Genomic DNA, 22,538 nt, shown 5'->3' on the forward strand with positions numbered 1-22,538 from the left:
TAAACCGCCGCCGCCGGCAAAGCGGCGGCGTTGGGCTTCAGCGTCCGGCCAGCAGGCGGTTGAGCACCCGGCTGATGCGGATGGCGGTGGCTGAGGCGGTCAGGCCGATCGGGCCGCCGCTTTCCTGCTGGTAGTCGTCGCCGGCCAGACCGTGCAGATGGACCGCCAGCGCGGTGGCGTCAAAGGCCGGCAGGCCCTGTGCCAGCAGGGCGGCGATCAGTCCGGTCAGCACGTCGCCCTGGCCGGCGGCGGCCAGTTCCGGCCCGCCGCTGGTGTTGAGCAGATAATAGCCGTCGGGGCGGACGATCAGGCTGCCGGCGCCCTTTAGCACCACCACGCAGCGGTATCGCGCGGCCAGTTGCCTGGCGTGGGCGATGCGGTCGCGCTGCACGGCGGCGGTGTCGATTTGCAGTAGGCGGGCGGCTTCGGCCGGATGCGGGGTCAGCACGGTGACGGACGACCGCTGGGCGATCCGGCCGGCAGCGTCGCGGTCGCCGGCCAGCATGTTGAGCGCGTCGGCGTCCAGCACCAGCGGCAGGGGGAGGGCGACGATTTGCGGCAGCAGCCGGGCGGCCAGCTCCTGTTGGCCCAAGCCTGGGCCGAAGGCGATCACGTCGGCGGCGGGCAGCTCGGCCATCTCGTCCAGCGGCCGTATCATCAACTCCGGCGCGATCGCATCCACCGGCAGCCTGTCGTCCAGAGGACACAGATAGACCTTGCCGGCGCCTCCCTGCAGCGCGCTGCGCCCAGCCAGCAGCGCCGCGCCCAGCATGCCTGGCGCGCCGCCTATGACGGCAACGGTGCCAAAGCTGCCTTTGTGGCTGTCGCGGGGTCGGGCCAGCGCCGCGGCGCACGGCGCGTTCAGCGCGCCTTCGCCGGGAGGAAAGAAATGCGGCGGGCAATCCAGCGTCGCCAGCTCCACCTGGCCGGCGAGGTCGGCTCCCTGGCTACAGAACAGGCCGGGTTTGTAGCACAGGAAGGTGAGCGTGTGGTCGGCATGGATGGCGGCGCCCAGGCTTTGGCCGGAGTAGGCGTCCAGGCCGCTGGGGCAGTCCAGCGCCAGGATGGGGCAGTCCAGTGCGTTGAGCTGGTTTATCCTTTGTTTCCAGGTTTCGTCCAGCGGCCGGCTGAGGCCAATGCCGAACAGGCCGTCTATCAGCAGGGCCGGCGGCGGATAATGGGCGGGCAGCGCGTCGAATATGGCCAGTTCCGACGCCTGGGCCTGCTGCAGCGCTTGGCGGCAGGCCAGGCTGGATGGTGGGCAGGGCAGCAGCACATCCACCAGATATTCCCGCTGCTGCAGTTCCAGCGCCGCGTACAGCGCGTCGCCGCCGTTGTTGCCGGGGCCGGCGCAAACCAGCAGCCGCGAGCCCGGCGCGAGATGGCGGCCGACCCAGTCTGCGGAGGCCTGCGCCGCCCGCTGCATCAGCATCAGGCCGGCGGCGTCGGCTGTGCGCTCCAGTTGGCGCAATGCTTCCAGGCTGAGAATGGGGGAGGGTTTCATGGCGATGTTTCTCCCCAGCGCGGAGTCAGGCTCTGCTCTACGCCCAACTGGTCCAGAATCCGCGCGACGACAAAGTCCACCATGTCGTCCACGGTCTTGGGATGAGTATAGAAGCCCGGTGCCGGCGGCAGGATCACCACGCCCAGCCGGGCCAGCTCCAGCATGTTTTCCAGGTGGATCACCGACAGCGGCGTCTCGCGCGGCACCAGCACCAGCTTGCGCTGCTCCTTGATGCATACGTCGGCCGCGCGTTCTATCAGGTTGTCGCTCATGCCGTGGCGGATGGCGGCCAGCGTGCCCATCGAGCACGGGCACACCACCATCGCGTCCGGCGGATTGGAGCCGGACGCGGCTGGAGCGAACCATTCCTCCCGGCCGAACACTTCCAGCAGCTCGGCGTGGGCGGGATGGCGCTGCAACAGCCAGGTTTTCATCTCGGCCGGGCGCGAGGGCAGGGTGAGCTGCATTTCCTGTTTGGCCACCACCTGGGCGGCCTGGGAGTACAGCACCCAGGTGCGGATGCCGGCGGCCAGCAGGGTTTCGATCAGGCGCAGGCCGTAGGGCAGGCCGGAGGCGCCGGTGAGGGCGACGGTGACGGTTTTGCGGCGGGACATCGGAAGCGTTCTCCAGCGGGCGTGCGCGTTAGGCCCGCCCGGGGCGTGGGGCAGGGCGCCGCCCGTCCGTATCAGGTTTCGCGGTACAACTGGCGGTGGCGTACCAGCACCTGCTTGTCGGCGAAGGCGCGCGCCAGGTTTTCTATGATGTAGACCGAGCGGTGCTGGCCGCCGGTGCAGCCCACGGCTACGGTCAGATAGCTGCGGTTTTCCTTGCTGTAGCAGGGCAGCCACTTGGCGATCAGCGTTTGTATGTCGGCGATCATTTCCGCCATCTCCGCATGCTGCGCGAAGAAGTCGATGATGGGCTGGTCGCGGCCGTTGAAGGGGCGCAGTTGCGGGTCGTAGTAGGGATTGGGCAGGCAGCGCACGTCGAACACGAAGTCGGCGTCCTGCGGCAGGCCGTGCTTGAAGCCGAACGATTCGAAGATCAGCGTCAGCCGGCTGCTGTCGGCGTCCACCAGCTCGCGTATCCAGCTCCTGAGCGCGTTGGCCGACAGCTCGCTGGTGTCGATGCGGGTGCCCAGTTCCTGCACGTCGGCCAGCATTTCCTGTTCCAGCCGTATGCTTTCCTCCACCGTGATGCCGGCGTCGGACAGCGGGTGGCGGCGGCGGGTTTCGGAGAAGCGCTTGACCAGGGTCTCGGTGCGGGCTTCCAGGAACAGCAGGCGCACGTCTATGTTCTGCGCGCGCAATTGCTCCACCACCTGCGGCAGCGCGCCCAGGGACGGGCCGGAGCGGGTGTCGACGCTGATGGCGATCTGTTCGTAGCCGAAATCGGCGTACAGCGACATCGCCTCCGGCAGCATGGTGGCTGGCAGATTGTCCACGCAGTAGAAGCCGGAGTCTTCCAGCGCGCGCAGCGCCACCGACTTGCCGGAGCCGGACAGGCCGCTAATCAATATCAGGCGCATTTTCCTGGTCCCGTAGGAAGTTGGTGTGGCGTTCGATGAATTCGCGGGTGCTGTCTATGCCGCGCAGCTGCAGGATGTAGTTGCGCACCGCGGCTTCCACCAGCACCGCCAGGTTGCGGCCGGCGGCCACCGGCAGCACCACCTTGCGCACTGTGACGCCTATGATGTCCTGGGTTTCCGACTGGATGTTGAGCCGGTCCAGCGCCTGCATCGCCTGGTCGTTGGCTTTCACCAGATGAATGATCAGTTTCAGCACCTTCTTGGGGCGGACCGCGGTCTCGCCGAAGATGGTGCGGATGTTGAGGATGCCGAGGCCGCGCACTTCCAGAAAGTCGCGCAGCAGCGGCGGGCAACGGCCTTCCAGCGTGTCCGGGCCGATGCGGTACAGTTCCACCGCGTCGTCGGCCACCATGCCGTGGCCGCGCGAGATCAGCTCCAGCGCCAGTTCGCTCTTGCCCATCGCCGAGTCGCCCATGATCAGCACGCCGATCTCGAACACGTCGAGGAACACGCCGTGCAGCACGGTGGACACCGCTAGCGCGCGCGCGAGGTAAATGCGCAGCACGTCCATCAGGTAGGGGCTTTCCAGCGTGCTGCACATCAAGGGCACGTTGTGGCTGTGGCAGTAGTCGCGCAGCAGCCGCGGCACCGGCTGGCCGTTGGTCACCATCACCACCGACATGCTCTTGTGGAACAGCTGGTCCAGAGCGGTCTTGGCCGCCGACTGCTCCAGCCGGTTCAGGTAGTCCACTTCGGCCAGGCCCAGCACCTGCACCCGGTTGGGGTGGATGAAGTTGAGGTGGCCCACCAGCGCCAGCGTCGGACGTTGCTCGTCGTTGCCGATCACGTTGTCGGCGCCGCCGGTGCCGGCCACCCAGGTCAGATTGAGTTTCTGCTGGTTTTCCTGGTACAGCCTGCGGACGGTGATGCTAGGCATTGGGAGTCCACTCGCTGAGGAGCTGGTAAAGTTCATCGCGCATCCTGATACTCAGCATCTGCTCGCGCATCTGGCGGCTGGAAAACAGCTGCGCCAGTTCGGAAAGCACCTGCAGGTGCAGATCGGTGGCGTGCTCCGGGACCAGCAGCACGAACAGGCATTGCACCGGCTTGCCGTCCGGCGCGTCAAAGGGAATGGGCGCCTTCAGCCGGATGAATACGCCGGTGGCTTCCTTCAGGCCGCGCGCGCGGCCATGCGGGATGGCCACGCCTTGCCCCAGCCCGGTGGAACCCAGTTTTTCACGGCTGAACAGGCTGTCGAAGATTTCACTGCGAGCGATGCCGCGGGTGTTCTCCACCAGCAGGCCCACCTGTTCGAACACCCGTTTCTTGCTGGAGACGTCCAGATCCAGCAACACATGGTCCGGAGTCAGGATCTTGCCGATGAGATTCATATTGGATTATGCATGCGGCTCTTGGATAAACCTGGAATTCTACGTTGCCTTGATAGTACTGAAAACCGGCAAGCGCAAAGAAAAACGGGAACCGTATGGTTCCCGTGGCTTTCCTCAGGGGGTCACAGCGAGGCTTGGGAGACTTCGCCCGAGCTCTGCGCCCGGTGTTCGGTTAGCTTTTCCTTGTATTTCAATACTTGGCGGTCCAGCTTGTCCATCAGGAGGTCGATGGCGGCGTAAAGATCGGCTTCGGAGGCTTCGATGTGGATATCCTTGCCCGACAGGTGGACGTTGACTTCAGCCTTCTGAACCAGCTTGTCCACCGAGAGGGTGACGGAGATGTCGATCACGTGGTCGACGTGGCGGGTGATGCGCTCCAGTTTGCTTTCGATGTATTCACGCAGCGACGGGGTTACTTCCAGGTGCAGACCAGTTACTTTGAGGTTCATACCCTAGCTCCTTCTGGTGTTGGCCGCCCGGTCGGGTTGGCGGGCGGCATGTATTCCCCAAGGCTTGCTACAGCGCCTTGCGCAGATTCACCGCCGGAATCTGCATGGCTTCACGATACTTGGCTACGGTGCGTCTGGCAACCTGTATTCCCAGCTTGCCCAGCGCGTCGGCGATGGCGCTGTCCGACAGCGGCTTGCCGCGGTCCTCGCCGTCAATCATGCCGCGTATGTGAGCCTTGATGGCCGTCGCGGAGCATTCGCCCCCGCTGTCGGTTTCCAGCGAACTGCCGAAGAAATACTTGAGCTCGAACAGGCCGCGCGGGCAGAGCAGGTATTTCTGGCTGGTGGAGCGGGAAACCGTGGACTCGTGCAGGCCCAGCTCTTCCGCGATGTCCCGCAGGATCAGCGGCCGCATCGCCACCTCGCCGTGTTCAAAGAACAATTGTTGCCGTTCGACAACAGCTTCCGCCACTTTCAGGATGGTGTCAAATCGCTGCTGGATGTTTTTCACCAGCCAGCGCGCCTCCTGCAAGCGGCCGGACATTTCGCCGGCCTGGCCGCGCGAGTCGGCCAGCATGCGCTCGTACAGCCGGTTGACGCGCAGCCTGGGCATGGCGGCGCGGTTGAGCTCGGCCACCCAGCGGCCGCGCAGCTTCCTGACGCTGATGTCGGGAATCACGTAGTGGACGTCGCCGTGGGCGAAGCCGGTGGCAGGATGGGGGTTGAGACGGGCGATCAGGGCCTGGGCGGCGCGCAGTTCGGCGTCGTTGCAAGCCAGCAGTTTCTTCAGTCTGGCGTAGTCGCGGCTTCCCAGCAGCGCCAGGTGTTCGCGCGCGATGGCCTGCGCCAGCTGGTGGCCGGGCTCGCCGGCGGCCAAGCGCTGCAGTTGCAGCCCAAGCGACTCCGCCAGCGAGCGCGCGCCGACGCCGGCGGGGTCGAACTGCTGCAGCAGCTTGAGCCCAACCGCCAATTCGTCGCTTTCCAGCTCTAGCTCCAGCGGCAGGTGACTGGCCAGTTCGTCCAGGCTCAAGGGCAGGTAGCCGTCGTCATCCAGTTCCTCGATCAGCAGCCTGACGATGGCCTGGTCGCGGCCGGCCAGGGCGATTTCGCCCAGTTGCGCCAGCAGGTGTTCGCGCAGGCTGATCTGACAGGGAACATTGAGCATGGGGTCGTAATCGTCGTCGCCGCCTTGGCGGCTGCCGGCGCCCCAGTCCAGCAACTCGCCGCTGCCCGCGCCGTCGTCCTGATCGGCGACGCCCGCATCGTCCTTGACGGCTTCGGCGGTCTCGGCATCGCGCGGCTCGTCGCCGCGCTCCAGCAGAGGATTGTCCAGCAGGAAGCGTTCCACTTCGGTCTGCAGGTCCAGGGTGGACAGCTGCAGCAGCTTGATCGACTGCTGCAGCTGCGGCGTAAGCGTCAGCTGTTGCGATACCTTGAGCTGAAGGGCCTGTTTCATCGCTTACAGGTGGAAATGTTCGCCGAGGTAGACCTCGCGTACCTTGTCGTTGTTGACCAGCTCTTCCGGCTCGCCGGAGGCCAGCACCGAACCGTCGCTGATGATGTAGGCGCGGTCGCAGATGCGCAGCGTCTCGCGCACGTTGTGGTCGGTGATCAGCACGCCGATGCCGCGTTCCTTCAGGAAGGAGATGATCTTCTGGATGTCTATCACCGCGATCGGGTCCACGCCGGCAAACGGTTCGTCCAGCAGGATGAAGCGCGGGCGGGTGGCCAGCACGCGGGCGATCTCCACCCGGCGCCGTTCGCCGCCGGACAGCGACAGCGCGTTGCTGTCGCGCAGGTGGGCGATGTTGAGGTCGTCCAGCAGCAGGTCCAGTTCCTTTTCCAGCTCCTTGCCCTTGCGGCCGGAGATTTCCAGGATGGCGGCGATGTTTTCCTCAACCGTCATGCGGCGGAAGATGGACGCCTCCTGCGGCAGGTAGCCCAGGCCCAGCTGCGCGCGCTGGTGGATCGGGTAGCGGGTGATGGACGCGTCGTCCAGCGTGATGTCGCCGTCGTCGGCGCCGATTAGGCCGACGATCATGTAGAAGCTGGTGGTCTTGCCGGCGCCATTGGGGCCGAGCAGGCCCACCACTTCGCCGCTTTCGATCTGCAGGGATACGTCCTTGACCACGGTGCGCTTCTTGAAGCGCTTTTTCAGGCGGGAGACGGTGAGGACGCTGTGCTTCATGTTCATGGTTTGGCGGCTCCGGCGGCGGGCTTGGCGGCCGCGGGCTGCGAGGCGGTGTTCTTGGGTTGCAGGATGACCGTGGTGCGTCCCTTGCCGGCGCTGTTGGCGCCGCCGCCCTGCACCTGATAGGTCTCGGTCTGGGTGTCGTAGCTGATCACATTGCCTATCGCCAGGTCGCCGTTGCGCTTGACGCGGGCGTTGCCGGTGAGGATGGCGGTGTGGGCGGCGCTGCTGTAGTCCAGCTTGCTGGACTGGCCTTCCACCCAGCCGCCGTTGTTGTCCATTTTCTGGCGGAAGGTGACGATGCGGCCGGTGGCCTGCAGCGTCTGGTTGCCCTGTTTGTCCTGGGTGGCCACCACCTTGTCGGCGTTCAGGCGCAGCGTGCCCTGAATCACCACCACATTGCCTTCGCAAGTGGAGACGCCTTTGATCTGGTCCATGGTGCAACCGTTGTCGCTGGTGATTTCCATGGGCTTGGTGCTGTCGGCCTGCTCGGCGTGGGTCAGGGCGGAGGCAGCCAGCAGCAGGCTGGCCAGCAGGATGCGGGTCTTATTTGGCATAGATGATCTTGGTAGTGGACAACAGGTTGAGCAGGCCCAGCTGTTGCTGGTAGACAAAGCCGATGGAGTGGGCGACCGAGTTGCCCTGGTGGATTACCGCGGGCGCCTTGGTGCTGGCGACATGCTTGGCCGAATCCACCAGCATCACGCTGCTTTCCAGCCGGGTTTCCGGCTGCTTGCTGTCTGCGGGTTTGATCAGGGTGACTTTCTTGTCGAAGAAAGCCTGCTGGTTTTTATTGTTGTAGCGGCCGGATTCGCCGAAGACATGGTATTGCAGCACCCCTTGCTGGTATTGGTACAGGTCGGGGTTCTCGAAATAGGCGTCCGGCTTGCTGGGGTATTGCCACATGCGGGTGGCGATCAGACGGTCCGCCATCTTGCCGTGCAGGTCGAAATGGGTGGCCACCAGGTTTTCCGCCACGTATTCGGGCTTGTCAGGGTCCAGCTCGCGATGGCGGGTGTCCCAGCGCGAAATCTGGTCCAGCCACAGGGTGAGCATCGCGGTGAGCCCGATCAGCAGCACCGGAAACAGCCGGTGGGAGCGCAAGAGCCGAATCATGCCAGATACCTGGCGACGATGGCGTCAAAAGTGCCCTGCGCCTGCATGATCAGCTCGGCCAGCTCGCGCACCGCGCCGTGGCCGCCGGCGTTGCCGGTGACGTAATGACAGTGTTGGCGCACCTGCGGCGGCGCTTCCGGCACGGCGACGGCCAGGCCGACGCGGGTGAGGATGGGCAGGTCGATCAGGTCGTCGCCGATGAACGCGCACTCGTCGGCGCCGAGGCCGGTTTTTTCCAGCAGTTCGGCCAGCGCCACGCTCTTGTCGTGCACGCCGCCGTAGTAGTGGTCTATCCGCAGCGCGCGGGCGCGGTGTTCCACGCAGCGGTCGGCGCGGCCGGAGATGATGGCCAGCTGCACGCCGGTGGACTGCAGCAGGCGCAGCCCCAAGCCGTCCTGCACATAGAACGATTTGCTCTCTTCGCCCTGGGCGTTGTAGTAGATGCGGCCGTCGGTCATCACGCCGTCCACATCCATGATCAGCAGCTTCACCTTGCGGGCCTGCTCGGAAATCATGCGCATTGCTTGGTCCTTGCTGCCGCCAGCCCCGAGGGGCTGCGCGGCGAAATCAAAATACGCCGGCCTGCAGCAGGTCGTGCATGTGCAGCACCCCGCTCAGCTTGCCATCGGCGTCCACCGCCACCAGGCTGGTGATCTGGTTCTGCTTCATCACGAAACCGGCCTCGGCCGCCAACTTGCCGGCCAGTATGGTGCGCGGCGCGCGGCCCATCACTTCGTCTATCTTCAGGCTGTAGACATCGGCCGAGCGCTCCAGCGTGCGGCGCAGGTCGCCGTCGGTGTAGATGCCGTGCAGCGTGCCGTCGGCGTCGCAGACAGTGACCATGCCCAGCCGCTTGTGCGACATCTCCAGCAACGCGTCCTTCAGCAGCGTGCCCGGCGCCACGCGGGGCAGGGCGTCGCCGCTGTGCATCAGGTCGCTCACATGCACCAAGAGCCGCCGGCCCAGATTGCCGCCGGGATGCGACAGCGCGAAGTCGCCCTGGCCGAAGCCGCGGGCGTCCATCAGCGTCACCGCCAGCGCGTCGCCCAGCGCCATCTGCGCGGTGGTGCTGGTGGTGGGCGCCAGGCCCAGCGGGCAGGCCTCCTTCTCCACATGGGTGTGCAGCAGCACGTCGGCTTCCTTCGCCAGCGTGGAGTCGGCGCGGCCGGTCATCGCGATCAGGCGGATGCCCTTTAGCTTCAGCGCCGGCAGCAGCGCGGTGATCTCGTTCACTTCGCCGGAGTTGGACAGCGCGATCACGATGTCCTCCCCGGTGATCATGCCGAGGTCGCCGTGGGCGGCCTCCGCCGGGTGGACGAAGAAGGCCGGCGTGCCGGTGCTGGCCAGCGTGGCGGCGATCTTGCGGCCCACATGGCCGGACTTGCCCATGCCGGTGACGATGACGCGGCCCTTGCAGGCGAGGATGGCGTCGATCGCGGCAAGGAAGTCGCCGTTCAGGCGTTCGGCCAGGGTGACCAGCGCGGCGGCTTCGATTTGCAGAACCTCGCGCGCCATCTCCAGGCGGCTGGTGGCGTGTGTTTTTTCCATAAGGCAAAAGTATATCAAAGGTTATAATCGATTGACGCGCGAGCTGGTGCAACTTTTGCTTGGTCGTCGCATTTTCTCCGCTTTTCGTCCACCAGATATCCGTTTTTTCCCGGGAGATTCTACCGCCGATGCATTCCATGGCCCCCATCGTTCTCGTCCTGTTGGCTGCCGTGTTGGCGGTAACCTTGTGTCGCAGCCTGAAAGTCCCGCCGATGCTGGGTTATCTGGTGGTGGGCTTTCTGGCGGGGCCGGGCGTGGCCAGCCTGATTCCGCAAGGTGAGGAAACCGCCTTCCTGGGCGAGATCGGCATCGTGTTCATGATGTTCACCATCGGCCTGGAGTTTTCGCTGCCCAGGCTGAAGGCGATGCGGCAGCTGGTGTTCGGCGTCGGTTTTGCCCAGGTGGCGGTCACCATGCTGCTGGTGGCGCTGGCCATGGGCTATCTGACCGGCAGCCCGCTGACAGGTTTCGCCATCGGCGGCGCGCTGGCGATGTCGTCCACCGCCATCGTCAGCAAATTGCTGACCGAGCGGCTGGAGTTGAGCCAGCCGCACGGCCAGCTGGCGATCGGGGTGCTTTTGTTCCAGGACATCGCCGTGGTGCCGCTGTTGATCCTGCTGCCGGCTTTCGCCGGCCATAGCGACACCTTGTGGCTGGACCTGGGCAAGGCGGCGCTGAAGGTGGCGCTGGTGCTGGCGCTGCTGCTGTTCTTCGGCCAGCGGCTGGTGCGGCCCTGGTTTCACCTGGTGGCGCGCCAGCGTTCCGGCGAGTTGTTCATGATCAATGTGCTGCTGGTGACGCTGGGCGTGGCCTGGCTGACCGAGCTGTCCGGTCTCAGCCTGGCGCTGGGCGCCTTTGTCGCCGGCATGCTGATCTCGGAAACCGAATACCGCTTCCAGGTGGAAGAGGACATCAAGCCGTTCCGCGACATCCTGCTGGGTTTCTTCTTCATCACCGTCGGCATGCGGCTGCAGCTGTCGGTATTGTTCAGCCGCTTTGGCGAAGTGCTGCTGCTGCTGGCCTTGCTGCTGCCGCTGAAACTGGCGGTGGTGTTCGGCGTGGGCCGTGTGCTGGGTCACCGCGCCAACGATGCCATGCGTTCGGCGCTGGCGCTGGCGCAGGGCGGCGAATTCGGTTTCGTGCTGCTGGCGCTGGCGATGACGCTGGGCCTGGTGGCGCCGGGCACCGGGCAGGCCGCCATCGCCGCGATCCTGATTTCCATGCTGATCGCGCCCTTTCTCATCATGCACGGCGAGCGCATCACCCGCCGCCTGGTCAAGCAGGACTGGATGCTGCAGTCGCTGGATTTGCACCAGATGCTGGTGGCCGGCATGAGCAAGAGCGAGCATGTGCTGATCTGCGGCTATGGCCGCAGCGGCCAGGCGCTGGCGCGCCTGCTGGAGGCTGAAAATATCAATATGTTCGCGCTGGACATGGATCCGGAGCGGGTGCGCGAGGCGGGCGAGGCCGGTGATCAGGTGGTGTTCGGCGACGCCGGCAAGAAGGAGGTGCTGATCGCCGCCGGCCTGATGCGGGCCAAGGTGGTGGTGGTGACTTTCGCCGATACCCACGCCGCGCTGCGCATTCTACACGCGGTGCGCGAGGTGAGGCCGGATCTGCCGGTGATCGTCCGCACCATAGACGATAGCGAGATGGATATCCTGCGCCAGGCCGGAGCCGACGAGGTGGTGGCCGAGGTGATGGAGGGCAGCCTGATGCTGGCCTCGCAGGCACTGATGGAGGCGGGCGTGCCGCCCAGCCGGGTATTGCGCCGCATCCGCGCGGTGCGCGAGGAGCGCTACGATCTGTTCCGCGGCTTTTTCCGCGGCAGCAGCGACGAGGTGGAAAGCCTGGACGACGCGCTGGTGCCGCGCCTGCTCAGCGTGCAGGTGTGCGGCGGCGCCGCCGCCATCGGCCAGCCGCTGGGCGCGTTGAGGCTGGAGGGTCTGGGCGTGGAGGTCAAGGCCATCCGCCGCCAGCGGGTGCGCCGCACCGACTTCGACGGCAGCTTCGAGATCGGCGCCGACGATGTGCTGGTGCTGCTGGGAACGCCGGAACAGCTGGCGTTGGCGGAGTCGAGGATTTTGCAGGGAGATTGACAAAAGGCCCCGGGAAGCGGGGCCTTTTCTTTGCCGGGTCAGGGCAGGATGGTGGTGATCTGCTTCTGCAACTGTTGCTTCAGCGCCTGCTTCTTCTCTCCCTCGGTCTTCTTGCCCTTCACCATCGCATTGAAGTCCAGCGCGTACACCGGCGCGTTGATCGGGCCGGTGATCTTCAGCGGCACGTTCATGCCCTTCAGCTTGGCGAACTCCTGCGGATTGGCCTGCACATCCATCGTGTAGTCGACGATGCTCTGCTTCAGGTCTATCTTGCCGCCGCCGTTCACGTTCACCAGTTGCGAGGCCAGCTTCAGGTCCTGGTTGCGGGCGATGCCCTTGTCCAGCTTGAAGCTGGTGGACAGCGTGGAGAAGGTGGTCTTCTGGTCGTTCTGCGCGGTGCTGTTCCACTCCTTCAGCTCCGCCGGCAGATTCTTCAACGCGGCCACCAGGTCTATGCCGGTGAGCGCGCCGTTGTTCAGGCTGAAGGCGGCGTCGCCGTTGAGGGTGTTGCGCAGCTCGGCGAACGACTTGCCGTCGGCGCTGATGTCTATCTTGCCGTTGCCCTTGCCATCCAGCCGGCCGAAGTTGAACAGGTCCACCAGTAGCGGGCGGATCTTCATGCCCTGCAGCGTCTGCTTCACCGCCAGGTGCGGCACGTCGCGCCGGCTCAGGGTGGCGTCGCCCTGCAGGCGGCCGTCGTAGATGTCGGCTGACATCTGGTCCAGCTCCAGCGCGCGTGGGTTGATCCGCACATTGCTGCTGATGTGGTTGATGCGGAAGCGGCCCATCGCCAGCTCGCCTATCGCCACCTTGCCGTTGAGGTCGAAGAAGTCCAGCCAGTCCAGCGGAATCTCATTGGTGTTCTGGAAGATGGCCACCGGATCGCCCTGGGTTTCCGGCAGGTAGCGGTTCAGGTCCAGCTTGCCTATGTTCAGCGTGGCTTCGTGGCGCGGCTTGATCAGGCCGTACTGGCTGAGGGTGGCGGAGACGTCGGAGCCATCGAGCTTGCCGGCCACGCGCAGATTGAAGCGCGGCTCGTCGATGTCGCCGTCCAGCGAGCCTTCCATGCTGGTGACCAGCTTGCCGCGCGGCAGCGCCGGCGTGGCGATGGTGCTGGTGAGCTTCAGCGGCTGCATCAGCAACTGGTTCATGCCGGCCAGCGAGAATGGCGCGTTGAGTTTGACATTGACCTTGGTGCTGCCGGCCAGCCAGTTGAACTCGCCGTCCAGCTTGTCGGCGTACAGTCCGCCTTCGCTCAGCTTGAGGTTGTCCAGCTGGGCTTGCAGCTGGTACTGGCTGCGGGCATAGATCAGCTTGGCGCTCAGGCTGCCGGAGGGCATGGTCAGTTCGTGCAGGCTGGCGTTGATCTGCGGCAGCGCCAACTTCACTTCGCTGCTGGGGCGGTCGCTGGTGAAGTCGACGGTGACGTCGTTGCCGGTAGCCTGCAGCGAGGCGAAGTTGAGCTTGTACTGGCCGGTGATGGTGAGTTTGGTTTCGCCCAGCCCCTGGATGTTGCTGATGGCCACCGCTTCCAGTTGCGGCAGGCTGACCTGATCGTCCTGGATCGCCAGCGGGGTGTTCAGCGCCAGCCGCACCGGCCGCTTGTCGTCGTCCAGGATGGCGCCGGCGCTGACGCTGGCGGTGCTGCGCAGGTCGTCGGCGTCCAGGCTGATGCTGGAGAAGCGCTTGTCGGTATGGGTGGGCTGGTCGGAGAGCAGCAGCGTGCCTTCGCGAATGCGCAGCTGATCCAGCTTGATGCGGTAGTTGTCCTGGCTGTGGCGCTGGAACAAATCGGCGATGTTCAGCCGGCCGTCCAGGCCGCGGGAAATGCTGGCGTTGGCGCCGTACAGCTCGACGCCTTTGATTTCGCGGTTGCCCAGCAACAGCGGCATCCAGGCCAGCGATACGCGCAGCAATTCCACCCGGGCGAAAACGTCTGGTTTGCCCGGCTCGCTGACGCTGACTTTTTCTATGTCTATGCCGGGATAGGGGAAGAAGGCGGGAGTGATGCGGCCATCGATATGTATGGTGCGGCCGGTATCATTCAGCGCATGGGTCAGGGTGCTGCGCACGGCAGCTTCGTCGAATTGCCAGTAGATCAACGCGCGGATCAATACCAGCAGCAAAACCACGGCCAAGGTGCCGTAAGTCGCGATTCTTAGCCACAGCCGGCCTGAGTTCAATTTCATCGGAGATCGCTCGGAGAGGCTATGCATGAAGTATTGGAGACGGGTAGTGGGAAGCCTGTGGAGCGGGTGAAGGGAATCGAACCCTCGTCGTAAGCTTGGGAAGCTTCTGCTCTACCATTGAGCTACACCCGCGCGCTTCGCTAGAGCCGACGAATTTAGCGGGTTTCTCAGGGGTTGGCAAGGTTTTGCGGCGCAACAAAAGCATCAGCTGACGCCGCTTTTTGCGGTGGTTGCGGATTTGTGTCTGCTAAGTGGCTGATGTGAAAAGAATCATGCCGATTGCGATGGCGAAATCGGTCTGCCAGCCGTTTTGACCTGGGGCCAGCGTGCCGACCCGCTTGGCCGGCAGTCCGCGGCTACGGCTGTTTCCCCGGCGGTTTCAATCGATGGCTAGCGCGTTCCTCAGGGGCTGCCGCCGCCTCTGGAGTCTCTGCGCGGTGGCGTGGTTTTGACGGCTTGATACTGTCATGAGCCTGTCATCGGGTTTTGGAACAATATGCTCAGTAATTATTAAAAATAATACTGTTTAAACTCTAACAAAATCACCGCTGGGCGGCTCATGAATATACGCAACCGGATTCTCTTGCTGGTGTCGGTCAGCTTTCTGTCCATCCTCGCCATTGGCGCTTACGCGGTATGGAAGTCGGACGCCAATGCCGCGGCGGTGAAGTCCGTTACGGAAGGCGAAGTGCCGAGCGCGCTGGCCTCGGCCGATCTGATCGCGGCGTTGAAGGATGTGCAGCTGGCGACGATGAGCGCGCTGCAGACTGGCGATGCCGGCTTGCAGGCGCAAGCCAGGGAGCAACTGGCCGCCCGCGAGAGGGCGCTGCGCGCGCAGCTGGCGCTGCAGAAGAAAATGGCCAGCAACACGGTGCAGAGCGGCTTGGTCAGCCAGGCGCAGGATGTGTTCGACAGCTATCTCGGTTCCATCGACGACGCCATCCAGTTCAAGCAGAGCGGCCAGAACGACCTGGCCGATGCCACCTATGCCGGCGGCGTGCTGCAGTACCACGACAATCTGCAGCAGATCGTCACCACCTTGCGCGTGGAGAAAAACCGCAGCAAGGACGACGCCATCCTCACCCTGAACCGCAGCCTGTCCGGCGCCGCCGCCACCCTGGCGTCGGTGACCGTGGCGGCCTTGCTGCTGCTGGGAGGCCTGGGCTGGCTGCTGTACCGCCAGATTGTCGGCCCGATCCGCAGCATGCAGGCCACCATGAGCGATATCGCCGACAGGCAGGACTTCTCGCGCCGCGTGCCGGTGGAGCGCGAAGATGAGGTCGGCAAGTCCATCGTCGCCTTCAACCGCATGGTGGCGCGCATCGAGGAGAGCAGCGCGCTGTTGCGGCAGAAGTCGGGCGACATTCAGGCCATGCTGCAGAACATCCCGCAGGGCATCCTCACCATCGTCGACGGCCTGGCGGTGCACCAGGAGTACTCGGCGCATCTGGAGACCATCCTGGAGACGCGCGACATCGCCGGCCGCAATCTGATTGAGCTGTTGTTCGCCGACTGCCGCTTGGGCGCGGACCAGCTGTCGCAGCTGGAGGCCGCCATCGCCTCCTGCCTGGGCGAAGACAGCATGAATTTCGAATTCAACCAGCACCTGCTGGCGGGAGAGCTGGAAAAGCGCTGCGCCGACGGCCGGGTCAAGATACTGGATTTGAACTGGTCCATCATCGCCGACGAGCATGGCCGGGTGGAGCGGCTGATGCTGTGCGTGCGCGATGTGACCGAACTGAAGGCGCTGGCCGCCGAGGCCAACGAGCAGAAGCGCGAACTGGCGGTCATCGGCGAAATCCTGGCGGTGAGCCAGGACAAGTTCCACGACTTCATCACCAGCTCCATCCGCTTCGTCGGCGACAACGAGCAGTTGATCCGCCAGCATCCGCGCGGCGACGCCGAGGCGATCAACCAGCTGTTCCGCAATATGCACACCATCAAGGGCAATGCCCGCACCTACGGGCTGTCCCAGCTCACCAACATCGTGCACCTGGCCGAGCAGAGCTACCAACAGCTGCGCCAGCCGCAGCCGGCCATCGCCTGGGACCAGACCCAGTTGCTGGAGGAGTTGGAAAGCGTGCGCGACGGCGTCGAGCATTACGCCCGCGTCAACGAGGTGAGCCTGGGCCGCAAGGGTCCGGGTCGGGCCGGCGGCGGCGATTACCTGCTGGTGGACCGCGAGCAGATACGCGAAACCCTGCAGCGGCTGGAAACCGTCAACACCGGCAATCTGCACGAGCTGATCGCCGTGCACAATAGCGTGCGCGGCGTGCTCAACCGGATGGGCACCGAGCCGGTGGGCGAAATCCTGTCGGGCGTGCTGGAGTCCTTGCCTTCGCTGGCGCGCGAACTGGGCAAGGCCGAGCCGCAGGTGCGGATCCGCGACCACGGCTACGTGCTGCGCAACCAGATATCCGCCACGCTGAAGAACGCGTTCATGCATCTGATGCGCAACTCGCTGGACCACGGCCTGGAGGCGGTTGACGAGCGCCAGGCGCTGGGCAAGCCGGCGCGCGGCAGCATCGCGCTGGACTTGACGGTGGCGGACGGCCGGCTGGAGCTGAGCCTGACGGACGACGGCCGCGGCCTGGCGCTGGGGCGCATCCGCGAGCGGGCCGAGCGCCAGGGCTGGATAACCGACAGCGCCGGCCTCAGCGATGAGGAAGTGGCGCAGTTGATCTTCCGTCCCGGCTTCTCCACCGCCGCCCAGATCACCGAGGTGTCCGGCCGCGGCGTGGGCATGGACGCGGTGCAGTCCTTTATCAAGCGCGAGCACGGCCGGATAGAGCTGCGCTTCCTGGATGAGGAGCGGGGCATGGACTTCCGCCGCTTCGCGACGGTGGTGATTCTGCCTGACAGCTGCGCGGTGCCGATGGAGCCGCGCGCCGTTGCGCCGCTTGGCGTCGTCGACGCCAGCCTGGTTTGAGCGGGCGGACAATGGACGCCGCCACGCAGGCCTGCCTGCGCACCAAGGTGCTGGTGCTGGACGACAGCGCCGTTTATTCCGGCAGCCTCAAGCATTTTTGCCATGAGCATGAGCTGATCTGCATCCGCCCGCAGCGCGCTGGCGCCGACAGCGTGATGTCCATCCTGCGCTCCAATGTCGACCTGGGCGGCATCATGTTGTTCGAACACTACGGCGGCAAGCTGCAGGGGCTGGAGCTGGCGCGGCGCATCCAGGCCGTCAGGCCGGAGCTGCCCATCTTTTACCGCCGCGAGCAATCATCCAGTCTGGCCGGGCTGTCCGAGCGCGACGCGCTGATGTTCTGCTGCGGCTACGCGCTGAGCGATTTGCAGATGCTGCGCGCCGCGCTGGTCTCGTCGATCTTCAGCCGCATCTACCCCAATGAACTGGTGCGCGGCATCGCCGAAATGAGCAAGAGCGCGCTGGAAATGCTGTTTCTGCGCTGCGAAGTGGCGGTGCAGTCGCCTTTCCTGGCAGTGAAAGACCGCATCGTCTATGGCGAGATGTTCACGCTGATCGCCATCGAGAGCAGCTGGTGCCGCGGCTACATGATGCTGCAGGCCGAAGAGGCGCCGCTGATGGGGCTGCTGGTGCCGGAAGCAGGGCAGGGCATGGATTTCCGCCAGCTCAACAGCGCGCTGGGCGAGGCCACCAACCTGATCTGGGGCTCGTTCAAGAACCGCTACGCCGGCGGCGCCAACCAGCAGTCGGCGTCGCTGCTGACCCAGGTGCCCATCATCGTCAACCACCAGCGGCGCTATATCTCCTTCGGCTCCGACGACCCGCAGCTGTGCATCAAGTACCAGTTGCGCGACCGCGAGCGCGCGGATGCGCCGGGTGTCACGCTGGTGCAGCGTTTCGTGTTTAACCTGTGCTGGGCGCCGGACGAATTCCAGGAAAACCCAAGTGTCGAGTCGCTGGTCGAATCCGGCGAGCTTGAACTCTTTTGAACTTGCAGTGCAATCAGGACGAGGATGGGAAATGGCTCAGGTATTGATGGTTGACGACTCCAGCACAGTGCGCAAAGAAGTGTGCGACTTTCTCAAGGCCAACGGCATTTCGGTGGTGGCCGCGGTGGACGGCAGGGACGGGCTGGACAAGCTGCGCGCCGATCCCGCCATCAAGCTGGTGGTCAGCGACGTCAACATGCCGAATATGGACGGCCTGACCATGGCCGAGAAAATCCGCAACGAGCTGAAGAACGCCGCGGTCAACGTGATCATGCTCACCACCGAGAACAGCCCGGCGATGAAGGAGCGCGGCAAGGCCGCCGGCGTCAAGGGCTGGATTGTCAAGCCGTTCAACGGCGCGGCGGTGTTGCCCACCTTCAAGAAGCTGGTTAGCGCTTGAGGCTTGCAGCCGCGGCCATCGCGGCGGATGCGTGAGAGAAGAATCCAGATGGATGCAGTAAATGTGAGTTTCGTCTGCGCCGGCCTTGGGCTGGCGCTGTCTTGCTTGTTTGGCTGCGGATTTTGGCGCGAATGCCGCCGTTGCCGCCTGAAGCTGGCGGAGCGCGATGCCCGCATTGCTTTGCTGGAGCGGCGCGAACCGCAGGAGACGGCGGAGGCGCGCAGCCTGTTGCGGCTGAAGGAGGCCGAGGCGCGCCATCAATCGGCGCTGCTGGCGCTGCAGCAGCAATTGCAGCGGATGCCGGAGGAGGCGGAGCGGCTGGCCGAGCAGGCGCGCCGCGAAGCGCTGACGCAATCGCGCCAGGAATCGCTGCAGGCGCTCGAGCAGGTGCGCGCGGCGCTGCGCAGCGAGCAGGCGGTGCTGGCCGGCGATGTCGAGCTATTGCTGGGCCTGGTGAAAACCATAGAGCGCTGGCACGAGGAAATGCAGGCCATCCTGGTGAACAACCGCCGCTTGAAGGAGCAGAACGAAAGCTTCGCCACCATCGTCAAGAGCGTGGTGATGCTGGCGCTCAACGCCTCCATCGAGGCGGCCCGCGCCGGCGAGCACGGCCGCGGCTTCTCGGTGGTGGCCGACGGCGTGCGGCAGCTTGCCGGCAACGCCGCCGAGTTGTCCGGCGAGTACAAGAAAAACCTGGAGCGCAACGACCTGGTCACCACCGCCACCTTCCAGGACTTGCAGGCCTGCGGCAACATGATACGCACCGCGGTGTTCGGCCTGAAGGCGTCCAGCGAACGGATCCTGGCAAGGCTGGACAGCGAGGGGGCGGCATGATCTCGGCCGCCGCCGCCGAGTCGCTGGACCTGATCTGCCGCCAGGCCTTGCTCGACAGCTGCGGGGCTTGCATGGTGCATGCGTTGGGCCAGGCCATGCCCAAGGGGGATCCGGCGGCCAATGAGCTGATCCTGCTGAATATCTCGTCCTACCACTTCCGCTTCGCCATGTTGTTCCATTTCGACGACAGCCCGGCGCTGCGCGCGCAATTGGCCAGTTGGACGCGCAGCCATGCGCCGCTGGACCGGCATGCGTTGCGCGATGCCCATGGCGAGATGGCCAATCTGATCAGCGGTGCGGTCAACCGCTCCTTGTGCGTGCCCTTCCGCCATGTCGGCATGTCCACCCCGCTGGGCTTGGGCGGCGGCTGTCTGCGGCACATCGACATGCTGGGCGCCGCGCTGCGTCGCGGCTATGAGGTGGAGATGGCGGAGGGGGCCCGCTTCTGGATGACCACCTGCCTTTATCTGTCCACCGGCGCCAGCCTGGATTTCCGCTATCGCCCGCCGATGCTTGTGGAGGAGAGCGCCGGCGAGTTGGAGCTGTTCTGAGCCTTTAGCGCTCCGGCTGCCGGCGCGGAAAATCGCCGTCGGCATTCCATCCCTATCCTGAGCGACCGGCGCCGCAGTGGCCGGACCGGATGCTGAGCGGCGCGCAATCCTCGTCAAGGCCATTGTCTATCTCAGCGTGGTAATGGTCCGCTCAGACCCATGCATGCACGATGCGGCCGCTGCCGCCCAGGATGATGGGCAGCCGGGTCGATTTCGTCCGGCGCATACCGGCGAGAGGACTGAGGCGGGTGGATTTCATGTCAATTGTCATGCCTAATATTTTTACCAATGCATTGGGGATGACATTGTGTTTTCTCGGGCTTATCCTAGCGCATCCGTCAGGCGGCATCGACCGGTCATGGCGGCGTGAAAACAAGAAAATTGCCATTTTGAGGACACCGGGTGATCAAAGCCGCCGCGGCGATGGCGCCGCAGCGGCCAGGAGGGGAGACGGGTTTCAGGAAACAGACTAAATGGTTTCAAATAATTTGCAGGTAAGGCGGAAGATGCTCAAGTTGTCGCAGGCCGCGCTGTCGGGAATGGCGCTGGCGATTTTGTCGCTCGGCGCGGCCCAGGCTGCCGAGGCCGTGCAGCCGTACCGGGGGGCGCTGAAATGCCAGGCGCGGGGAATGGACGATGTCTGGCTGGATCAGCGCCTAGCCTGCATATCGCCGGGGCAGAAGTTCATCGTCAATGCCGCCGGGGCCAGCGGGCTACCGCGCGATGTGGCCTATGTGGTGAACGAGGCCATCTACGACAAGAATTTTTATCTGATCAATGACCGCAAGGTGCGCTACTACCAGTCCTTCCTGTGCGTGCGCAATGCGCCGCAGGGTATCCGGCCGCTATTTTTGTCCGGCGACCTCGCCAATGCGCTCAAGCTCAGCAATCTGGATCAGAAGCCGGACGGCGTGGGGCCGACTTCGGTGAACATCGCCGGTGGCGACCGCGATGGCTGGGAAGCGATGCCATGCGATCCGGCCCGGCACCCGCTGATCGTCGATTACGGCACCGGGATGGTGGTGTCGGTCAATCCGATGGCTTTGCCCGGTCTGAAGATTTACCAGCTGCCGTATCACTGAGCTGGCGCGGCCGACATCCCCTCGGGCCGCAGCCAGACCGATTTGAAATCGAACCAGCCCAGGCTGTTGAGGCGGAAGTCCTCCATTTGCCCGGGGCCGTTCAGCCGCAGCCAGTTGTGGAACAGCGGCAGCAGCCAGTGTTGCTGCACCACGGCGGCGGACAGTTCGTGCGCATCCTGCTTGCCCTGTCGCCAGTTGTGCAGCCAGTCGTCAAGCGGCAAGCCGGATGCCAGGCAGCGGCGCAGCAACGGGGTGCCCAGCAGCCAGGCGGGGATGGCGTAGTCGGTGGAGCGGGTGAAGTTGACCGAGCCCAGCCACAGGTCGGCCTCGCCGCAGCCCTGCTCCCAGTCGCTGTAGCTGTGCTGCCGGCACTCCAGCTCCACCCGGTATGGCTGCAGGCAGCGCGCGATGGCGTCGGCTATCTGCTGGTATTCCGGATGTTGTTCGTAAAACGCCAGCCGCAGCCGCGTTAGTGGCGCCGCGGCGGCGATCGGCAGCGGCTTGGCATGGTGCCAGCGCGGCAGCAGGCCGGAGGCGGCCACCCAGTACTGGCGCACCGCCGGCGCGGTTTGCTGCATGATGGCCAGCGGCGATAGCACCTGGGCCAGCCATTGCCGCGTGTCCTGTTGCCGCATTGCCGGCGCGCGGCCGTCACACAGCAGGAAGTACACGCCGGCTTCCAGCGACATCTCGGTCTGCGGGTGGACCGGCCGCGGGTTGATTTCCACCGTCAGGTCGCAGATGCCGGGCGCGCCCAGTTCCAGTTCGTCGCCCAGTTTGGGCATCATCCAGATATCCACCTGGTCCAGCAGCGCGCGGTAGCCGAAGTAGTCGTCGAAGGCCTGCAGCGACAGCCGGTGCGCGCCGTTGGCCGCTACGCGGTAGGGGCCGGTGCCCACTGGCTGCGAGGCGAAGCCGGGGCGTTCGGCGTGGTCGGCAGGCAGCATCAGCGCCGCGCTGTCGGCCAGCAGCCACGGCAGCCAGCGGTCGGGTTCGCTCAACTCCAGCGCCAGGCTGTGCGGCGCCAGGCGGCGGATGCCGCGCAGGTGCGAGAACAACGGCAGCGCGCGCAGCCGGCGCAAGGTGGCGGCGATGTCGTCCTGGGTCAGCTCCCGGCCATCGTGCCAGCGCACGGCGGGGCGCAGGTGGAAGTGCCATTCGGCGTCGCCATGCTGCTGCCAGTGATGCGCCAGATCGCCTTCCACTTCCCCTTTTTCCTCGTTTATCCGCGTCAGACCGTTGAAGATCTGGCTCACCAGGTGGCGCTCGGAGCGTCGCAGCGGCGTGCCGGGATAAAGATTGGGCATCGGGCGGTAGTAGGGAACGCCCAGCAGCTGCCGGTCCTGGCTCCAGCGCCGGCCCAGCCTGGCCAGCAGGATGGCGGCCAACTGCTGCGGGTCGTCGCCCAGCAGCGCCGCCGCCTGTTCCACCCGCCCCAGCTCCAGCAGCTGCGCCGCTTGCTGCCGCTGCAATTGCGCCATGCTTTGGGCGAAGCGCAATAGCGAGCGCTGGCCGCGGCCGGCGCGCGATTGCCAGTCCAGCCAGCCCCGCTGCTGCATTTGTGCCAGCAGGCTGCGCATGTGGCGGCGGGTGCAGTGCAGGATGTCCGCCAGTTGCTGCAGCGAGGTGGCGGCGTCCTGGCCGGCGAAGTGCTGGTACAGGCGGCTGTACTGTTGCAGAAGTCGTTGAGTCGGCATAAATGAGGAAATTTATCTTATCAATTTCAGCAATTTTTTCT

General features: G+C 65.0%; 22 protein-coding genes and 1 tRNA gene. 8 read left to right on the forward strand and 15 right to left on the reverse strand.

The features are described 5' to 3' along the window. Positions 1–37: 37 nt before the first annotated feature. The 12 genes from BI347_RS07000 to BI347_RS07055 form a co-directional block, all read right to left on the reverse strand. Complete coding sequence (locus BI347_RS07000; RefSeq protein ID WP_071115577.1) at positions 38–1,504, reverse strand: bifunctional ADP-dependent NAD(P)H-hydrate dehydratase/NAD(P)H-hydrate epimerase; 1,467 nt, start codon at positions 1,502–1,504, stop codon at positions 38–40. Then, positions 1,501–2,118: a flavin prenyltransferase UbiX gene (locus BI347_RS07005; protein ID WP_071114583.1), complete on the reverse strand. Its 618-nt coding sequence runs from the start codon at positions 2,116–2,118 to the stop codon at positions 1,501–1,503. Before BI347_RS07005 ends, BI347_RS07000 begins: the two co-directional genes overlap by 4 nt. A 71-nt stretch (positions 2,119–2,189) precedes the next feature. Continuing rightward, entirely contained in the window at positions 2,190–3,032 is an 843-nt protein-coding gene (rapZ, locus tag BI347_RS07010) for an RNase adapter RapZ (protein ID WP_071114584.1), read from the reverse strand. Next, complete coding sequence (gene hprK, locus BI347_RS07015) at positions 3,013–3,969, reverse strand: HPr(Ser) kinase/phosphatase (protein ID WP_071114585.1); 957 nt, start codon at positions 3,967–3,969, stop codon at positions 3,013–3,015. The genes rapZ and hprK overlap by 20 nt, the downstream gene beginning before the upstream one ends. Further along, positions 3,962–4,423 carry a PTS IIA-like nitrogen regulatory protein PtsN gene (ptsN, locus tag BI347_RS07020; RefSeq protein ID WP_071114586.1) on the reverse strand — a complete coding sequence of 154 codons (462 nt, stop codon included), beginning with the start codon at positions 4,421–4,423 and terminating at the stop codon, positions 3,962–3,964. The genes hprK and ptsN overlap by 8 nt, the downstream gene beginning before the upstream one ends. Before the next feature lie 122 nt (positions 4,424–4,545). Further along, positions 4,546–4,872 (reverse strand): ribosome hibernation-promoting factor, HPF/YfiA family, encoded by a 327-nt coding sequence (gene hpf, locus BI347_RS07025; RefSeq protein ID WP_071114587.1) that lies wholly within the window; start codon positions 4,870–4,872, stop codon positions 4,546–4,548. 67 nt (positions 4,873–4,939) lie between these two features. Beyond that, positions 4,940–6,328, reverse strand: coding sequence for an RNA polymerase factor sigma-54 (locus BI347_RS07030; protein ID WP_071115578.1), 1,389 nt, complete (start codon positions 6,326–6,328; stop codon positions 4,940–4,942). Positions 6,329–6,331: 3 nt separating this feature from the next. Then, the gene (gene lptB / locus BI347_RS07035) at positions 6,332–7,060 is read right to left on the reverse strand and encodes an LPS export ABC transporter ATP-binding protein (RefSeq protein WP_083338738.1); all 729 of its coding nucleotides are present in this window, start codon (positions 7,058–7,060) and stop codon (positions 6,332–6,334) included. Positions 7,061–7,062: 2 nt separating this feature from the next. Next, positions 7,063–7,620 carry a lipopolysaccharide transport periplasmic protein LptA gene (gene lptA, locus BI347_RS07040; RefSeq protein WP_071114590.1) on the reverse strand — a complete coding sequence of 186 codons (558 nt, stop codon included), beginning with the start codon at positions 7,618–7,620 and terminating at the stop codon, positions 7,063–7,065. Then, the gene (gene lptC / locus BI347_RS07045; protein WP_071115579.1) at positions 7,610–8,179 is read right to left on the reverse strand and encodes an LPS export ABC transporter periplasmic protein LptC; all 570 of its coding nucleotides are present in this window, start codon (positions 8,177–8,179) and stop codon (positions 7,610–7,612) included. Before lptC ends, lptA begins: the two co-directional genes overlap by 11 nt. After that, positions 8,176–8,700: a KdsC family phosphatase gene (locus tag BI347_RS07050; protein WP_071115580.1), complete on the reverse strand. Its 525-nt coding sequence runs from the start codon at positions 8,698–8,700 to the stop codon at positions 8,176–8,178. Before BI347_RS07050 ends, lptC begins: the two co-directional genes overlap by 4 nt. A gap of 46 nt (positions 8,701–8,746) precedes the next feature. Further along, a complete protein-coding gene (locus BI347_RS07055; RefSeq protein ID WP_071114593.1) occupies positions 8,747–9,727 on the reverse strand; it encodes a KpsF/GutQ family sugar-phosphate isomerase in 981 nt (326 codons plus the stop codon). A 128-nt stretch (positions 9,728–9,855) separates the two neighbouring features. On the opposite strand from BI347_RS07055, the gene BI347_RS07060 reads away from it, so the two are divergent. Then, the gene (locus BI347_RS07060) at positions 9,856–11,826 is read left to right on the forward strand and encodes a monovalent cation:proton antiporter family protein (protein ID WP_071114594.1); all 1,971 of its coding nucleotides are present in this window, start codon (positions 9,856–9,858) and stop codon (positions 11,824–11,826) included. Positions 11,827–11,864: 38 nt separating this feature from the next. On the opposite strand, the gene BI347_RS07065 is transcribed toward BI347_RS07060, so the two are convergent. Continuing rightward, complete coding sequence (locus tag BI347_RS07065) at positions 11,865–14,015, reverse strand: AsmA family protein (protein ID WP_071114595.1); 2,151 nt, start codon at positions 14,013–14,015, stop codon at positions 11,865–11,867. Positions 14,016–14,073: 58 nt separating this feature from the next. Beyond that, positions 14,074–14,147: transfer RNA gene (locus BI347_RS07070), tRNA-Gly, on the reverse strand. 427 nt (positions 14,148–14,574) lie between these two features. On the opposite strand from BI347_RS07070, the gene BI347_RS07075 reads away from it, so the two are divergent. From BI347_RS07075 to BI347_RS07105, 7 genes are all read left to right on the forward strand, one after another. Beyond that, positions 14,575–16,944, forward strand: coding sequence for a HAMP domain-containing protein (locus BI347_RS07075; RefSeq protein WP_071114596.1), 2,370 nt, complete (start codon positions 14,575–14,577; stop codon positions 16,942–16,944). 11 nt (positions 16,945–16,955) lie between these two features. Then, positions 16,956–17,933: a chemotaxis protein CheX gene (locus tag BI347_RS07080; protein ID WP_071115581.1), complete on the forward strand. Its 978-nt coding sequence runs from the start codon at positions 16,956–16,958 to the stop codon at positions 17,931–17,933. A gap of 31 nt (positions 17,934–17,964) precedes the next feature. After that, entirely contained in the window at positions 17,965–18,333 is a 369-nt protein-coding gene (locus tag BI347_RS07085; protein WP_071115582.1) for a response regulator, read from the forward strand. A 48-nt stretch (positions 18,334–18,381) separates the two neighbouring features. Continuing rightward, positions 18,382–19,167, forward strand: a complete 786-nt coding sequence (locus BI347_RS24535) for a methyl-accepting chemotaxis protein (RefSeq protein WP_083338739.1) — start codon at positions 18,382–18,384, stop codon at positions 19,165–19,167. Continuing rightward, positions 19,164–19,718, forward strand: coding sequence for a hypothetical protein (locus BI347_RS23245; RefSeq protein WP_071115583.1), 555 nt, complete (start codon positions 19,164–19,166; stop codon positions 19,716–19,718). The genes BI347_RS24535 and BI347_RS23245 overlap by 4 nt, the downstream gene beginning before the upstream one ends. Positions 19,719–19,975: 257 nt before the next feature. Further along, the gene (locus tag BI347_RS07100; RefSeq protein ID WP_139167186.1) at positions 19,976–20,191 is read left to right on the forward strand and encodes a hypothetical protein; all 216 of its coding nucleotides are present in this window, start codon (positions 19,976–19,978) and stop codon (positions 20,189–20,191) included. Positions 20,192–20,224: 33 nt separating this feature from the next. Continuing rightward, the gene (locus tag BI347_RS07105; protein ID WP_071115585.1) at positions 20,225–20,800 is read left to right on the forward strand and encodes a hypothetical protein; all 576 of its coding nucleotides are present in this window, start codon (positions 20,225–20,227) and stop codon (positions 20,798–20,800) included. On the opposite strand, the gene sgrR is transcribed toward BI347_RS07105, so the two are convergent. After that, complete coding sequence (sgrR, locus tag BI347_RS07110) at positions 20,794–22,497, reverse strand: HTH-type transcriptional regulator SgrR (protein ID WP_071114601.1); 1,704 nt, start codon at positions 22,495–22,497, stop codon at positions 20,794–20,796. The two genes, BI347_RS07105 and sgrR, sit on opposite strands and share 7 nt — an antisense overlap. Between the last annotated feature and the right edge of the window lie 41 nt (positions 22,498–22,538).

This window comes from Chromobacterium sphagni (genome assembly GCF_001855575.1).
Taxonomy (GTDB): Bacteria; Pseudomonadota; Gammaproteobacteria; order Burkholderiales; family Chromobacteriaceae; genus Chromobacterium; species Chromobacterium sphagni.

Excerpts from the sequence above, each read along its gene's own strand:
- BI347_RS07000 (WP_071115577.1), bottom strand. The coding sequence starts at position 1,504 with ATGAAACCCTCCCCCATTCTCAGCCTGGAAGCATTGCGCCAACTGGAG.
- BI347_RS07005 (WP_071114583.1), bottom strand. The coding sequence starts at position 2,118 with ATGTCCCGCCGCAAAACCGTCACCGTCGCCCTCACCGGCGCCTCCGGC.
- rapZ (WP_071114584.1), bottom strand. The coding sequence starts at position 3,032 with ATGCGCCTGATATTGATTAGCGGCCTGTCCGGCTCCGGCAAGTCGGTG.
- hprK (WP_071114585.1), bottom strand. The coding sequence starts at position 3,969 with ATGCCTAGCATCACCGTCCGCAGGCTGTACCAGGAAAACCAGCAGAAA.
- ptsN (WP_071114586.1), bottom strand. The coding sequence starts at position 4,423 with ATGAATCTCATCGGCAAGATCCTGACTCCGGACCATGTGTTGCTGGAT.
- hpf (WP_071114587.1), bottom strand. The coding sequence starts at position 4,872 with ATGAACCTCAAAGTAACTGGTCTGCACCTGGAAGTAACCCCGTCGCTG.
- BI347_RS07030 (WP_071115578.1), bottom strand. The coding sequence starts at position 6,328 with ATGAAACAGGCCCTTCAGCTCAAGGTATCGCAACAGCTGACGCTTACG.
- lptB (WP_083338738.1), bottom strand. The coding sequence starts at position 7,060 with ATGAAGCACAGCGTCCTCACCGTCTCCCGCCTGAAAAAGCGCTTCAAG.
- lptA (WP_071114590.1), bottom strand. The coding sequence starts at position 7,620 with ATGCCAAATAAGACCCGCATCCTGCTGGCCAGCCTGCTGCTGGCTGCC.
- lptC (WP_071115579.1), bottom strand. The coding sequence starts at position 8,179 with ATGATTCGGCTCTTGCGCTCCCACCGGCTGTTTCCGGTGCTGCTGATC.
- BI347_RS07050 (WP_071115580.1), bottom strand. The coding sequence starts at position 8,700 with ATGCGCATGATTTCCGAGCAGGCCCGCAAGGTGAAGCTGCTGATCATG.
- BI347_RS07055 (WP_071114593.1), bottom strand. The coding sequence starts at position 9,727 with ATGGAAAAAACACACGCCACCAGCCGCCTGGAGATGGCGCGCGAGGTT.
- BI347_RS07060 (WP_071114594.1), top strand. The coding sequence starts at position 9,856 with ATGCATTCCATGGCCCCCATCGTTCTCGTCCTGTTGGCTGCCGTGTTG.
- BI347_RS07065 (WP_071114595.1), bottom strand. The coding sequence starts at position 14,015 with ATGAAATTGAACTCAGGCCGGCTGTGGCTAAGAATCGCGACTTACGGC.
- BI347_RS07075 (WP_071114596.1), top strand. The coding sequence starts at position 14,575 with ATGAATATACGCAACCGGATTCTCTTGCTGGTGTCGGTCAGCTTTCTG.
- BI347_RS07080 (WP_071115581.1), top strand. The coding sequence starts at position 16,956 with ATGGACGCCGCCACGCAGGCCTGCCTGCGCACCAAGGTGCTGGTGCTG.
- BI347_RS07085 (WP_071115582.1), top strand. The coding sequence starts at position 17,965 with ATGGCTCAGGTATTGATGGTTGACGACTCCAGCACAGTGCGCAAAGAA.
- BI347_RS24535 (WP_083338739.1), top strand. The coding sequence starts at position 18,382 with ATGGATGCAGTAAATGTGAGTTTCGTCTGCGCCGGCCTTGGGCTGGCG.
- BI347_RS23245 (WP_071115583.1), top strand. The coding sequence starts at position 19,164 with ATGATCTCGGCCGCCGCCGCCGAGTCGCTGGACCTGATCTGCCGCCAG.
- BI347_RS07100 (WP_139167186.1), top strand. The coding sequence starts at position 19,976 with ATGTCAATTGTCATGCCTAATATTTTTACCAATGCATTGGGGATGACA.
- BI347_RS07105 (WP_071115585.1), top strand. The coding sequence starts at position 20,225 with ATGCTCAAGTTGTCGCAGGCCGCGCTGTCGGGAATGGCGCTGGCGATT.
- sgrR (WP_071114601.1), bottom strand. The coding sequence starts at position 22,497 with ATGCCGACTCAACGACTTCTGCAACAGTACAGCCGCCTGTACCAGCAC.